Source organism: Carnobacterium jeotgali MS3 (assembly GCF_000745125.1).
Lineage (GTDB): Bacteria > Bacillota > Bacilli > Lactobacillales > Carnobacteriaceae > Carnobacterium_B > Carnobacterium_B jeotgali.
Map to the genome: position 1 here is coordinate 1 of NZ_JQNF01000010.1, position 13,572 is coordinate 13,572.

Sequence of the window (13,572 nt, forward strand, 5' to 3'; positions counted from 1 at the left end):
AAAATCTGACCATACTTCTATTTTCATCCTGTATCACTCCTAATAGTTGCTTACTAATGATAAGCATAAAGGTAAAAGTATTCAGTTGTCAATAAAAGTTAATCTTTTTTGAAAAAAAGCTTTGTAAAAAAGCTTGCAAATAAGAACAAGAATGTGTATATTTATTATCAAGTTCTAATTTTATTAGAGAGAGATTAAAAACGGATAAGAAAACAGGGGGATTTAACTATGGAAAAGAAAAAGTGGTGGCAATCAGGTGCATTAGTGTTAACAGCTGGTTTATTAGTAGCTTGTGGAAATGACGCAGAAAGCGAAAAAGGCAGTTCAAGCTCAAGTGAAGGTAATTTAGCAGAAGAGCAAGTATTAAATTTAGTTGAAATTGCTGAATTACCGACTGGGGATACAGCACTAGCTACAGATACAGTAAGTTTTACTGTTTTTAATAACATCAATGAAGGCTTGTATCGTCTTGATAAAGACAGCCAACCCATTCCTGCTTTAGCTGAAGATGAAGCAACAGTTAGCGAAGACGGCTTAGAATATACTTTTAAATTGCGTGAAGACACAACTTGGTCAAATGGTGACCCTGTAACAGCTAAAGATTTTGTTTACGCTTGGAAACGTGTTGTTAATCCTGAAACAGCTGCTTCTTATTCTTACTTATTTGAAGGAATTAAAAATGCATCAAGTATCATTTCAGGTGAGGCTGATCCTGAAACATTAGGCGTAGAAGCAGTAGGCGATTATGAATTGAAAGTGACAATGGAAACGCCAGTACCTTATTTCATTTCATTAATGGCATTCCCTACATTCTTCCCTCAAAATCAAGCATTTGTAGAAGAACAAGGTGATAATTATGGAACTTCAGCAGAAACAATGGTCTTTAATGGACCGTTCACATTCACTAAATGGGATGGAACGAATCTAAACTGGACATACGAAAAGAATGAAGATTATTGGGATGCTGAAAATGTTGCTTTAGAAGAGATTAATGTTGAGGTTATTAAAGAAACGTCAACAGCGTTAAATTTATATGATTCTGGTCAAATTGATCGTGTTAATTTAACAGGTGAATTTGCTAAACAATACCAAGATAATGCAGACTACACAGTTGAAACAGAAGCAAGAACGTCTTATCTTCAATTGAATCAAGAACGAGATGGCAAAGAAACACTCTTAGCAAATGAAAACTTACGTAAAGCTATTGCAACTTCTTATGACCATGATTTATTGGTTAATGAAATCTTAGCTAATGGTTCTCAAAAAGTAGGAGGACTTGTGCCTGCTGAATTAGCAGCAAATCCAACGACTGGAGAAGATTTCCGTGCAGAGTCTGGCGACTATCTAACGTTTGATAAAGATGCAGCTAATAAATACTGGGAAGCCGCTAAATCTGAACTAGGTACAGATACGGTAACATTAGAATTACTTGGTGATGATGATGAATCAAACAAAAAAATCGGTGCTTACATGAAAGACCAAATTGAAACAAACTTACCTGGTGTAGAAATCACACTGAAAAATGTTCCATTCAAAGCTCGTTTAGAATTACAAACAAAACAAGATTATGATTTAGCTTTAGGTGGATGGGGAGCAGACTTTGCTGATCCAGTTAACTTTATTGATTTAATGACATCAGAAAGTCCATATAACCGTTCAAGCTACAGCAATGCAGAATTTGATAAATTAGTTGCCTTATCTAAAGGTGAAAATGCAACAGATGTTGATGCACGTTGGACAAACTTGCTTGATGCAGAAAAAATCTTATTAGATGAAGCTGGCGTAGCTCCTCTTTTCCAAAGAGCAGCAGCAACATTGCAAAAAGAATATGTTAAAGATATCTATAACTACCAAGTTGGAGCTAAATACAGCTACAAAGATGCTTATATTGAATCTCACTAAAAAGTGACTTATTTATAAACAAGACTAAATAGAAAGAGCTCTGAACGAGAAGTATCACTCTTCGTTTAGAGCTCTTTTTATCTTAGACGCTTCTGTTCAGGCTTTAGTTGCTTTATTAACAATTTTGTTCGTTTGTAAATCAAAAAGAATATTGCAAACAAATAACACAGCTAAAACAGAAATACTCACAGCGGTATTATTATTAAGATAAAAATGAACAAATAGCGAATAAATCACGATTTTAGCGATTAATTGCAAACTAAAAATTTGTTTTAATTTTTTATTAAAGGAATGGTCGGTTTAGCTTTGATATTTTTTATGATTCTTCGATCATTTACAAGGAAGATACGAACGAATTGACTTTCAAATCATAAGCGCCAAAATGACGTAAGGCTAATAAATTTCCCATTACGTAAAAGACAATTAGTCCGATTAAAAGGTATTGAAACAAGAGCATTACTCCTTTCTGAGCAGTAGAAAATAAGTTGATTATTTATTATACCATAACGTCTGCAGAACTTTTTTTCACTAGTGCAGTTCAAGAAAACGAAAAAAGTAAAACCTATCCATGAGGTTAGTATCATGGATAGATTTTACTCTGTTAAAACAAATAAATAATTTTTCTCATCGGCATCGTCATAAAAAGATAATGTATCATTTGCTTGACGCTTAGCAATCAATTCATACCCAAAATGATCCGTGAAGACAAGTTGTTGTGAGGAGATAGAAGTAATGCTACCTAAAATAGGTTGGTCATTAATAACAAAATTTCCTTCTTTTGTTATTTTTAAAAGACGCTGTTTTTCGTCTAGTTCTTGATTACTCCAAGTCCCGATGAAAGGAGCAAGAGGATCTTTCATAGAGATTGATTTAGATAAGCCGTTCTTTTTCTTTGAAACAGAATTTCCCAGCAATCCTGCAACAACAGAAAAACCTAAGAAAAGATTGATGTATTTATTCATTTTCATAATTTTTTTCTCCCATAATAAGTAATAAAATAAGTGCATCTATAAAATAAAACGTTGAATGTCAACTACTTTATTATATGCTTATTTTGGGGAATTAAATAGGGACTAAAGTATTATTTTGATGTCAAATTGATGTTAAATAGATTACTAAATGATAAAAAGACAAAATGAAATAATATTTCTGCTTTTTTGATTAAATAGATAGAAAGACTTGATTCTCAACGAAAAACAGTCCAAAATGTAGGAATATACTTCTTTCCCTTGTCCAGTGATGAATGAAAGTAAATAAAAAATAATAAAGGATGTTACTTTGATGAACGTGATTAAATTTGGTGGAAGCTCATTAGCTTCAGGAAGTCAGTTGAAAAAAGTAGTACAAATTGTAAAAGCGGATGCTGCAAGAAAAATTGTTGTCGTATCAGCTCCTGGTATGTAGATCAGTTCTGAATCAGAAGATGAATCGATAAAGCGACTAACTTGGATTATTATCGCACTTGCTAGCATTATTTGGCATATGCTAAGCATCTATTGGTTGATTCATCATGATTTCGTTCAAAGCTAATCTTCTGATTTGAACGCGCAATAATCTTACCCAATACTGCGCTAAAATCATGCCTACAAGAGCTTTCATACCAAATCCAATCAATAAGTCGGTTACCTTTTCATCTTCTGTTGAACGCTTACCAGGAGCTGATACGACAACAATTTTTCTTGCAGCATCCGCTTTTACAATTTGTACTACTTTTTTCAACTGACTTCCTGAAGCTAATGAGCTTCCACCAAATTTAATCACGTTCATCAAAGTAACATCCTTTATTATTTTTTATTTACTTTCATTCATCACTGGACAAGGGAAAGAAGTATATTCCTACATTTTGGACTGTTTTTCGTTGAGAATCAAGTCTTTCTATCTATTTAATCAAAAAAGCAGAAATATTATTTCATTTTGTCTTTTTATCATTTAGTAATCTATTTAACATCAATTTGACATCAAAATAATACTTTAGTCCCTATTTAATTCCCCAAAATAAGCATATAATAAAGTAGTTGACATTCAACGTTTTATTTTATAGATGCACTTATTTTATTACTTATTATGGGAGAAAAAAATTATGAAAATGAATAAATACATCAATCTTTTCTTAGGTTTTTCTGTTGTTGCAGGATTGCTGGGAAATTCTGTTTCAAAGAAAAAGAACGGCTTATCTAAATCAATCTCTATGAAAGATCCTCTTGCTCCTTTCATCGGGACTTGGAGTAATCAAGAACTAGACGAAAAACAGCGTCTTTTAAAATAACAAAAGAAGGAAATTTTGTTATTAATGACCAACCTATTTTAGGTAGCATTACTTCTATCTCCTCACAACAACTTGTCTTCACGGATCATTTTGGGTATGAATTGATTGCTAAGCGTCAAGCAAATGATACATTATCTTTTTATGACGATGCCGATGAGAAAAATTATTTATTTGTTTTAACAGAGTAAAATCTATCCATGATACTAACCTCATGGATAGGTTTTACTTTTTTCGTTTTCTTGAACTGCACTAGTGAAAAAAAGTTCTGCAGACGTTATGGTATAATAAATAATCAACTTATTTTCTACTGCTCAGAAAGGAGTAATGCTCTTGTTTCAATACCTTTTAATCGGACTAATTGTCTTTTACGTAATGGGAAATTTATTAGCCTTACGTCATTTTGGCGCTTATGATTTTGAAAGTCAATTCGTTCGTATCTTCCTTGTAAATGATCGAAGAATCATAAAAAATATCAAAGCTAAACCGACCATTCCTTTAATAAAAAAATTAAAACAAATTTTTAGTTTGCAATTAATCGCTAAAATCGTGATTTATTCGCTATTTGTTCATTTTTATCTTAATAATAATACCGCTGTGAGTATTTCTGTTTTAGCTGTGTTATTTGTTTGCAATATTCTTTTTGATTTACAAACGAACAAAATTGTTAATAAAGCAACTAAAGCCTGAACAGAAGCGTCTAAGATAAAAAGAGCTCTAAACGAAGAGTGATACTTCTCGTTCAGAGCTCTTTCTATTTAGTCTTGTTTATAAATAAGTCACTTTTTAGTGAGATTCAATATAAGCATCTTTGTAGCTGTATTTAGCTCCAACTTGGTAGTTATAGATATCTTTAACATATTCTTTTTGCAATGTTGCTGCTGCTCTTTGGAAAAGAGGAGCTACGCCAGCTTCATCTAATAAGATTTTTTCTGCATCAAGCAAGTTTGTCCAACGTGCATCAACATCTGTTGCATTTTCACCTTTAGATAAGGCAACTAATTTATCAAATTCTGCATTGCTGTAGCTTGAACGGTTATATGGACTTTCTGATGTCATTAAATCAATAAAGTTAACTGGATCAGCAAAGTCTGCTCCCCATCCACCTAAAGCTAAATCATAATCTTGTTTTGTTTGTAATTCTAAACGAGCTTTGAATGGAACATTTTTCAGTGTGATTTCTACACCAGGTAAGTTTGTTTCAATTTGGTCTTTCATGTAAGCACCGATTTTTTTGTTTGATTCATCATCATCACCAAGTAATTCTAATGTTACCGTATCTGTACCTAGTTCAGATTTAGCGGCTTCCCAGTATTTATTAGCTGCATCTTTATCAAACGTTAGATAGTCGCCAGACTCTGCACGGAAATCTTCTCCAGTCGTTGGATTTGCTGCTAATTCAGCAGGCACAAGTCCTCCTACTTTTTGAGAACCATTAGCTAAGATTTCATTAACCAATAAATCATGGTCATAAGAAGTTGCAATAGCTTTACGTAAGTTTTCATTTGCTAAGAGTGTTTCTTTGCCATCTCGTTCTTGATTCAATTGAAGATAAGACGTTCTTGCTTCTGTTTCAACTGTGTAGTCTGCATTATCTTGGTATTGTTTAGCAAATTCACCTGTTAAATTAACACGATCAATTTGACCAGAATCATATAAATTTAACGCTGTTGACGTTTCTTTAATAACCTCAACATTAATCTCTTCTAAAGCAACATTTTCAGCATCCCAATAATCTTCATTCTTTTCGTATGTCCAGTTTAGATTCGTTCCATCCCATTTAGTGAATGTGAACGGTCCATTAAAGACCATTGTTTCTGCTGAAGTTCCATAATTATCACCTTGTTCTTCTACAAATGCTTGATTTTGAGGGAAGAATGTAGGGAATGCCATTAATGAAATGAAATAAGGTACTGGCGTTTCCATTGTCACTTTCAATTCATAATCGCCTACTGCTTCTACGCCTAATGTTTCAGGATCAGCCTCACCTGAAATGATACTTGATGCATTTTTAATTCCTTCAAATAAGTAAGAATAAGAAGCAGCTGTTTCAGGATTAACAACACGTTTCCAAGCGTAAACAAAATCTTTAGCTGTTACAGGGTCACCATTTGACCAAGTTGTGTCTTCACGCAATTTAAAAGTATATTCTAAGCCGTCTTCGCTAACTGTTGCTTCATCTTCAGCTAAAGCAGGAATGGGTTGGCTGTCTTTATCAAGACGATACAAGCCTTCATTGATGTTATTAAAAACAGTAAAACTTACTGTATCTGTAGCTAGTGCTGTATCCCCAGTCGGTAATTCAGCAATTTCAACTAAATTTAATACTTGCTCTTCTGCTAAATTACCTTCACTTGAGCTTGAACTGCCTTTTTCGCTTTCTGCGTCATTTCCACAAGCTACTAATAAACCAGCTGTTAACACTAATGCACCTGATTGCCACCACTTTTTCTTTTCCATAGTTAAATCCCCCTGTTTTCTTATCCGTTTTTAATCTCTCTCTAATAAAATTAGAACTTGATAATAAATATACACATTCTTGTTCTTATTTGCAAGCTTTTTTACAAAGCTTTTTTTCAAAAAGATTAACTTTTATTGACAACTGAATACTTTTACCTTTATGCTTATCATTAGTAAGCAACTATTAGGAGTGATACAGGATGAAAATAGAAGTATGGTCAGATTTTGTTTGCCCTTTTTGTTACATTGGAAAACGTCATTTAGAAGCAGCTATAAAAGAGCGCACCGATGTAGAAATTGAATTTCATAGTTATGAACTAGATCCCACAGCACCTGAAAAAGTTGAAGGAAATATGGAAGATTATTTCGCTGATCACAAAGGAATGAGTGTTGAACAAGCTCATTCTATGATTCAACAAGTTACTCAAATGGCTAATAACGTCGATCTAGATTACCATTACGAAACGATTCAGCATGGAAATACTCTGAAACCACATCGTTTGTTTCAATATGCTAAAGAACATGGTAAAGGAAATGAATTTATGGAACTAGCAAAAAAAGCTTATTTCATTGAAGGGAAATGGTTAAATGATGATGACTTTTTAGTTCATTTAGCCACTTCGATTGGATTAGATGAAACAAAAGTTAAAGACGTTTTATCTTCAGAAGCTTATTTAGATGCCGTACGTTTGGACCAAGCCAAAGCAGCTGAAATTGGTGTTCAAGGTGTTCCTTTCTTTGTTATTGATGAACAATATGGCATCAGTGGAGCACAACCTATTGAAGTATTTGAACAAGTATTAGCAGAAATAGACGCAAAAAAATAATTGAATGACTGATATAAATATTTTAATTTGATGCGTTTCACGAATAGTGTTCTACTGTTTGGAATGTAATTATTAATTAAACAACCAAAAAACCCTCAGAAATTAGCGCCTAATTTCTGAGGGTTTTTATTTTTTTCAACTAGTAATTAGATTAATGCAATAGCGATCATTGTAAGCAAGAATAAAAATGATACAACGTGCATAGCTTTTTTCACTTTAAATAAATCACCTTGTGCTAATTTGAAAATTGGATAAGCTACGAAACCAAATGCTAATCCATCAGCAATACTTGACGTTAAAGGAATCATAACCACAATCAAAAATGCCGGGAACCATTCACTAAAATCATCAAATGGCATATACTTCAAATTCCCCATCATGATGGCACCTGTAATAACAATTACGGGTGACAATGCTGCGTTTGGAATATAAGACAACAGCGGAGTAAAGACTAATGAAAGTAAAAACAATCCTCCAGCAAAAATAGCTGTTAAACCTGTTTTCCCTCCAGCTTTAATTCCTGAAGCACTTTCTGCTGCTGGAATAGTTGGACTTGTTCCGAGTAAGCCAGATACAAGAGTCATGACTCCGCTGACTTTGAATGCACTGGTATAACGCGTTTTATCTTCTAACATTCCTTCAAATAACCCAATCGATTCAAAGATCAAGATCATTGTCATAGAGAAAATGGCTATTAAAGAAGGTAAAGTAAAGACAGCTGAGAAATCTAGCGCTCCTAAAAGTGCTGGGAACTCTGTGATGTTTCCCAATGAGAATGAAGAAACACCTGCTTTATGAATACCAGTCACTAGCGAAATAAGTGTGATCACAACAATTCCAATAAAGAAGTTTCCAGGTACATTTCTTAAGTACAATACGCCAGATAAAAAGATTCCAATAACGGCCAATAATACAATTGGATCCGATAGATCGCCTAAGACTGCAAATGAGTCTGCTCCTCCATCAACAAGAATACCGCCATTTTTTAATCCTAGTACAACTAAAAACAAGCCTATACCAGCTGTGATTCCGTGCTTTAATGAATCAGGAATAGCATCTGCTAACAGTTTACTAATTGAAGTATATCCGACAACAATAAACAATAATCCCGATACGACAATAACAGATAATGCTTGCTGCCATGATAGCCCCATTGCTCCAACAATTGTATACGTAAAGAATGCATTGATCCCCATACCTGGTGTTAAGACCAGCGGAGCATTTCCCCATAATCCCATAACAATACTTCCAATAGCTGAAACGAGTATTGTACTAAAAACACTTAACTCGGCTGGAATACCTGCATCAGCTAGTATTAAAGGATTTACGATAATTATATAAGATAATGCAAAAAAGGACGTAAATCCTGCTAACATCTCTTGTTTGATACTTGTTTGTTTCTCTTTCAATTTAAAATAATTCATTATTTCTGCTCCTTTTCGATGTGTTTTTCAAACACAAGTAATCTGGAGACATGGGCTTGCAAGCTTTATAAAGCTTGCATAGCAAAAAAGAAAGTTTCTTTCTTTACACGCCCCAACATTTCATTATACCATCTGTAGAATCAAATGTCATGACTTATATTGTATTTTAATCAAGCCGTTAAAACACTCGTTTCAGCTCGTATGATTCACAAAAACGAACCTTCTATTAGTCAAGATGACTAATAGAAGGTTCGTTTTTATTTTTTAAATTGTAAGAATAGTCATTTCTTGATTCTGTTCTTTTTTTAACAGAACAATGCCATTGCCTTCTACTTGAATATGATTTATTTGATGCTTGTTTAAAAAAGAAACAATATCAAAATCATACTGTTCTAAAATAGCTGAAATTTCTAAGCGATTTTTTTTATTGGATGTGTTTAAAAGAACGACTACAAATTCTTCCATACTTATCCATCTGATGATCCCCACTAATTCATCTTGTGAAAAAACATAAAAATCGCCATCTTTCAGACTATTTCCATTCTTTCTTAAAGCAATCATTTTCTTTACAACGAATTGAATCTCTTTATTTTCTTTTCCCCATGGATACATTCTGCGATTATCTGGATCTTCTTTTCCTTCAAGACCTACTTCATCTCCATAATAAAGACTCGGAACTCCAGGTAAGACAAACAATAAGAGCAGTGCTTGTTTTAATTTTGCTACATTCTGGTTTAATGCCGTTAAAATTCGTTCAGTATCATGTGTTCCGATATTATTAAAATTACTTTTGAACGCTTCAGGTGGATAATTTTCTTTTAAATTCATCCACTTTTCAGCAGCTTCTTGCGGCTTGATGGATTTTCTGAGCAATCCTAGAATAATCTCTCGAAAAGGATAATTCATCGCTCCATGCAACATACCTCCTTCAATATAATGTCGCCTTTTTTCATAAGCAATTTTATTCGAAGCATCTTCCCATACTTCTCCAATAAGTACAGTGTCTTGGATAGTTTCTTGTAATGCTGATCGTATCCCTTTCAGTACATCATCCGATAATTCATCCGCTACATCAAGGCGCCATCCACCTAAACCTAGCTTTGACCACTTGCGTATGACACTATTTTTTTCTTTATAAATGAAAGACTGGACCTCTGGATTTTCCGTATTTAACTTGGGTAAATCTTTCACACCCCACCAAGATTCATAATCTTCCGGAAAATTTTTAAAGGTGTACCAATCAGAATAGACGCTTTTCTTAGACTGATAGGCTCCTACCTCATTATACGTTCCAAACAAATTAAAATAGCGACTGTCCGCACCAGAATGGTTAAATACGCCATCTAAAACAATATGCATACCCGCTTGTTTGGCTTCTTTAATAAGTTCTTTAACTATTTCTTCATCGCCAAACATGGGATCGATTTTCATGAAATCGCCTGTATCGTATTTATGATTGCTGCGTGCTTCAAATATCGGACTGAGATACAAAATGGTTATACCAAGTGTCTTTAAATAAGGCAATTTTTGGATAATACCCTTTAAATTTCCGCCATAGAATTCCCAGCGAACAACTTCCCCTTTTTCGTTCTTAATGTACATGGGCAAATCATCTTGATTAGCATACAAAAAAGAATTTTTTTTTGGATTCGCTACTTTTCCATCTTCGTTGCCATTGTAAAAACGGTCAACAAAAATATGGTAAGCAACTCCCTCACGGTACCAATTAGGTGAAGCATCATCATAAAGATAGCTGGTTAATTGATAGGGTTTCACTTGATTTTCAGCTTCATAGATGTGACCTGCTCCGCCTTTTGATTGTTGATTATTTCCGTAATAAAGTGTCTTTGTTTGCTTTTCTTTAGGAAGTGTCAGTTTAAAAAAATAATAATACAATCCTTGTCCTTCTGTTAATGAAACCGTTACTTGGTAGTGAGAATCTCCTTTGGAATGCATTTCTATTTCAAACGTATCTCCAAAATCTTTTTGTACGATTAAGTAAACTGATTCAACGACTGGCCGTTCACACGTAATAGTAAAAGTTACTTTTTCATTAACCCGTACAGCCCCAAATGGTCTTTTGTATTCTGTTAACCAAGAATTGTAATAAATTGTTTCCGTCATTTAATTTCCTCAGTTCTACTGTAGTTAACATTTCTTCGTCGTTATATTGGCTGATTTCCTTTTAAAAAGGCTTTATTTTTTGTAGATAGCCCCTTAACATTCCATATTTCATCCGCATAACGCATAATTGTGAAGTCGGCTGAAAATGGCCCAGAACTTGCAATGTTGATTAATGCTTTCTGATTCCACAACTGTTTATTTTGGTATAATTCATCTGCTCTTTCTTGCGCTGCAACAAAACTTTCAAAATCTTGCAAGACATAATATTCATCATTGTATCGAATTAAGGAGTCGTAAATCACTCTGCCTTCTTCTTCAATATCCGGAATGGTACCATTTACTAGACACTCCAATACACGATTTAAACGTGGGTTATTCTCTAAGACTTTTTTAGAAGAATAATACCCTTCTCGATTCATTTGATTCACTTCATCATTTGTCAAACCAAACAAAAATATATTATCTTCTCCTACTAGATCCTTGATTTCAATATTTGCACCGTCCAAAGTCGCCATAGTTAAAGCACCATTCAGCATCAATTTCATATTGCTTGTTCCAGAAGCTTCTTTACCGGCTAATGAAATTTGTTCACTAATATCGGCAGCTGGGATAATCAATTCTGCCAAGGAAACACCGTAATTTTCAACAAAAATGATTTTTATTTTATTTCCTACATCTGGATCATTATTTACCAATTGAGCTAACGCGTTGATAAATTTTATAATTTGTTTAGCATAGATGTAACTTGGTGCGGCTTTTGCTCCAAATATAAAGACTCTTGGTTGCAATTCCACTGTTGGATTTTCTTTGATTTTCAAATAACGATCCAAAATATGAAGGGCATTTAACAATTGACGTTTATAGGCATGCAGTCTTTTGATTTGTACATCAAATAAAGCAGTAGGGTCAAGTTCAATGTCGTATTTTTCTTTTGCATAGGCTGCAAAGTGTTTTTTGTTAGCCAGTTTAATAGCTGCTAACTGCTTTAACGTTTCGTCATCTTTCGCGTAAGCTTTAAACTGTCTGAGTTCTGCTGGGCTGGTTTTCCATTCTTTGCCTATTTTCTCATCAATTAACTGTGTCAATTTTTCATTGGCTAAATGCAACCATCTTCGTTGTGTGATACCGTTTGTTTTGTTATTAAATTTAGATGGATACATTTCATAAAAATCTCGCAATGTTTGTTCTTTCAAAATATTTGTATGCAACTGTGCAACACCATTTACACTGTGGCTACCGATAATCGCTAGGTTCGCCATTTTGATATTGCCATCTGAAATAATGGTAGTTCGATAAGTCAATTCTTCCCCATATAAAGGTATTTTTTTATCAATATGGTGTTGATTGATGGCTTCAATGATTTGGTAGATGCGTGGAATCAATTCTTGGACCATTTGAACAGGCCATTTTTCCATAGCTTCTTGCATAACAGTATGGTTGGTGTAACTAATTGATTTCTTCGTAATATCCCAGGCTCTTTCCCAACTCAGACCTTCTTCGTCTAACAAAATACGCATCAATTCTGGAACACATAAAGCCGGATGTGTATCATTAACATGAATCGCTATTTTATTTGGAAAATCACTCCATGGCAGCTGTTGTTTTTTGAAAAAGCGAATGATGCTTTGAATCCCAGCAGATGTAAAGAAGTATTCTTGACGCAATCGAAGAAGCTGTCCTTCATAGTTGGAATCATCTGGATAAAGTACTTCTGTAATTTGATTCACGACTTCTCGTTCAGCACTTGTTTTGAAATTTATTTCTTCCTCAGGTGGTATTTCTGCCGACCATAACCGTAGTTTATTGACGACATCATTTTCATAACCAATCATTCCTGTGTCGTAAGGGACCGCTAAAATATTTTGAGTATTAGAATAAATCGGTCGTAGCTTATTCTCCCCATCCTCTTTCATATAGACTTCTCCACCAAAACGGATCATAACAGCTTTATTCTCTTTTCTAACTTCCCAAACATTTCCGTTACGTAACCAATTTTCAGGCAATTCTACTTGGTAACCATCAACAAATTTTTGTTGAAACAAGCCATAGCGGTACCGAATACCATTTCCATTGCCTGGGATGCCTAGAGAAGCGATAGAATCCATGAAACAAGAAGCTAATCTTCCTAGTCCACCATTGCCTAGAGCTGGATCTACTTCTGATTTTACAATAGCATCAAAATCTAATCCCATTTCTGCTATTCCATCACGTACTGTATCTAAAATACCTAGATTCAATAGATTGCTTTTCAGCATACGTCCAGGCAAAAATTCCATCGAAAAGTAAAAAACTTGTTTGACTTTATCTTCAAGATACCGTTGACTTGTTTGATTCCAATTTTCAGAAGAATAGACTTTTACGAAGTTCCCTAATGCTGTGTATTGTTGAATAGATGAAGAATCCTTCACATTGGAAGCATACAATCCTTCGAATACTTGTTTAAATTGTTTTTTAAATGCAGTCGTTGTTAACGTCATAGTTTTCTCCCCGTATTCTTTTATAGTTGTTGTTCAACAAATGGTGTGGCTGTTTCAAAATCATTTTGAAAATTCCAACTAATAGATTCCATTTA

The 13,572-nt window shown here is 34.0% G+C and carries 10 protein-coding genes and 2 pseudogenes; 6 read left to right on the plus strand and 6 right to left on the minus strand.

Annotated features, from left to right (window positions below):
- Positions 1-228 precede the first annotated feature (228 nt).
- Positions 229-1,902 carry a peptide ABC transporter substrate-binding protein gene (locus tag BP18_RS07580; RefSeq protein WP_007720802.1) on the plus strand — a complete coding sequence of 558 codons (1,674 nt, stop codon included), beginning with the start codon at positions 229-231 and terminating at the stop codon, positions 1,900-1,902.
- Between the two features lie 593 nt (positions 1,903-2,495).
- Here the strand turns inward: BP18_RS07580 and BP18_RS07585 are convergent.
- Positions 2,496-2,870 (minus strand): DUF4828 domain-containing protein, encoded by a 375-nt coding sequence (locus BP18_RS07585; protein ID WP_007720796.1) that lies wholly within the window; start codon positions 2,868-2,870, stop codon positions 2,496-2,498.
- Positions 2,871-3,183: 313 nt separating this feature from the next.
- Here BP18_RS07585 and BP18_RS12605 point away from each other — a divergent pair.
- Positions 3,184-3,300 (plus strand): annotated as a pseudogene (locus BP18_RS12605) (amino acid kinase family protein); the annotation flags it as partial.
- A 145-nt stretch (positions 3,301-3,445) separates the two neighbouring features.
- Here the strand turns inward: BP18_RS12605 and BP18_RS12840 are convergent.
- Positions 3,446-3,669 (minus strand): annotated as a pseudogene (locus BP18_RS12840) (amino acid kinase family protein); the annotation flags it as partial.
- 313 nt (positions 3,670-3,982) lie between these two features.
- Between BP18_RS12840 and BP18_RS12845 the strand changes: the two are divergent.
- The 3 genes from BP18_RS12845 (at position 3,983) to BP18_RS07600 (ending at position 4,855) form a co-directional block, all read left to right on the plus strand.
- Positions 3,983-4,168, plus strand: coding sequence for a hypothetical protein (locus BP18_RS12845; RefSeq protein WP_231549454.1), 186 nt, complete (start codon positions 3,983-3,985; stop codon positions 4,166-4,168).
- Positions 4,169-4,188: 20 nt separating this feature from the next.
- A complete protein-coding gene (locus BP18_RS12850) occupies positions 4,189-4,356 on the plus strand; it encodes a DUF4828 domain-containing protein (protein ID WP_231549470.1) in 168 nt (55 codons plus the stop codon).
- Positions 4,357-4,492: 136 nt separating this feature from the next.
- A complete protein-coding gene (locus BP18_RS07600; protein WP_231549414.1) occupies positions 4,493-4,855 on the plus strand; it encodes a hypothetical protein in 363 nt (120 codons plus the stop codon).
- Between the two features lie 96 nt (positions 4,856-4,951).
- On the opposite strand, the gene BP18_RS07605 is transcribed toward BP18_RS07600, so the two are convergent.
- Positions 4,952-6,625 (minus strand): peptide ABC transporter substrate-binding protein, encoded by a 1,674-nt coding sequence (locus tag BP18_RS07605; protein ID WP_007720802.1) that lies wholly within the window; start codon positions 6,623-6,625, stop codon positions 4,952-4,954.
- Positions 6,626-6,825: 200 nt separating this feature from the next.
- Here BP18_RS07605 and BP18_RS07610 point away from each other — a divergent pair, with 200 nt between their 5' ends.
- Positions 6,826-7,452, plus strand: a complete 627-nt coding sequence (locus tag BP18_RS07610; RefSeq protein WP_007720804.1) for a DsbA family oxidoreductase — start codon at positions 6,826-6,828, stop codon at positions 7,450-7,452.
- A gap of 146 nt (positions 7,453-7,598) precedes the next feature.
- Here the strand turns inward: BP18_RS07610 and BP18_RS07615 are convergent, their stop codons facing one another.
- The 3 genes from BP18_RS07615 to BP18_RS07625 form a co-directional block, all read right to left on the minus strand.
- Positions 7,599-8,876 (minus strand): NCS2 family permease, encoded by a 1,278-nt coding sequence (locus BP18_RS07615; protein WP_029277386.1) that lies wholly within the window; start codon positions 8,874-8,876, stop codon positions 7,599-7,601.
- A 264-nt stretch (positions 8,877-9,140) separates the two neighbouring features.
- Positions 9,141-11,000, minus strand: a complete 1,860-nt coding sequence (locus BP18_RS07620; protein ID WP_035050569.1) for a glycoside hydrolase family 13 protein — start codon at positions 10,998-11,000, stop codon at positions 9,141-9,143.
- A 41-nt stretch (positions 11,001-11,041) separates the two neighbouring features.
- Positions 11,042-13,477 (minus strand): glycogen/starch/alpha-glucan phosphorylase, encoded by a 2,436-nt coding sequence (locus tag BP18_RS07625; RefSeq protein WP_029277695.1) that lies wholly within the window; start codon positions 13,475-13,477, stop codon positions 11,042-11,044.
- Between the last annotated feature and the right edge of the window lie 95 nt (positions 13,478-13,572).

What these genes read in the sequence shown, in the direction of transcription:
- BP18_RS07580 (WP_007720802.1), top strand. Translation starts at nt 229, where the DNA reads ATGGAAAAGAAAAAGTGGTGGCAATCAGGTGCATTAGTGTTAACAGCT.
- BP18_RS07585 (WP_007720796.1), bottom strand. Translation starts at nt 2,870, where the DNA reads ATGAAAATGAATAAATACATCAATCTTTTCTTAGGTTTTTCTGTTGTT.
- BP18_RS12845 (WP_231549454.1), top strand. Translation starts at nt 3,983, where the DNA reads ATGAAAATGAATAAATACATCAATCTTTTCTTAGGTTTTTCTGTTGTT.
- BP18_RS07600 (WP_231549414.1), top strand. Translation starts at nt 4,493, where the DNA reads ATGCTCTTGTTTCAATACCTTTTAATCGGACTAATTGTCTTTTACGTA.
- BP18_RS07605 (WP_007720802.1), bottom strand. Translation starts at nt 6,625, where the DNA reads ATGGAAAAGAAAAAGTGGTGGCAATCAGGTGCATTAGTGTTAACAGCT.
- BP18_RS07610 (WP_007720804.1), top strand. Translation starts at nt 6,826, where the DNA reads ATGAAAATAGAAGTATGGTCAGATTTTGTTTGCCCTTTTTGTTACATT.
- BP18_RS07615 (WP_029277386.1), bottom strand. Translation starts at nt 8,876, where the DNA reads ATGAATTATTTTAAATTGAAAGAGAAACAAACAAGTATCAAACAAGAG.
- BP18_RS07620 (WP_035050569.1), bottom strand. Translation starts at nt 11,000, where the DNA reads ATGACGGAAACAATTTATTACAATTCTTGGTTAACAGAATACAAAAGA.
- BP18_RS07625 (WP_029277695.1), bottom strand. Translation starts at nt 13,477, where the DNA reads ATGACGTTAACAACGACTGCATTTAAAAAACAATTTAAACAAGTATTC.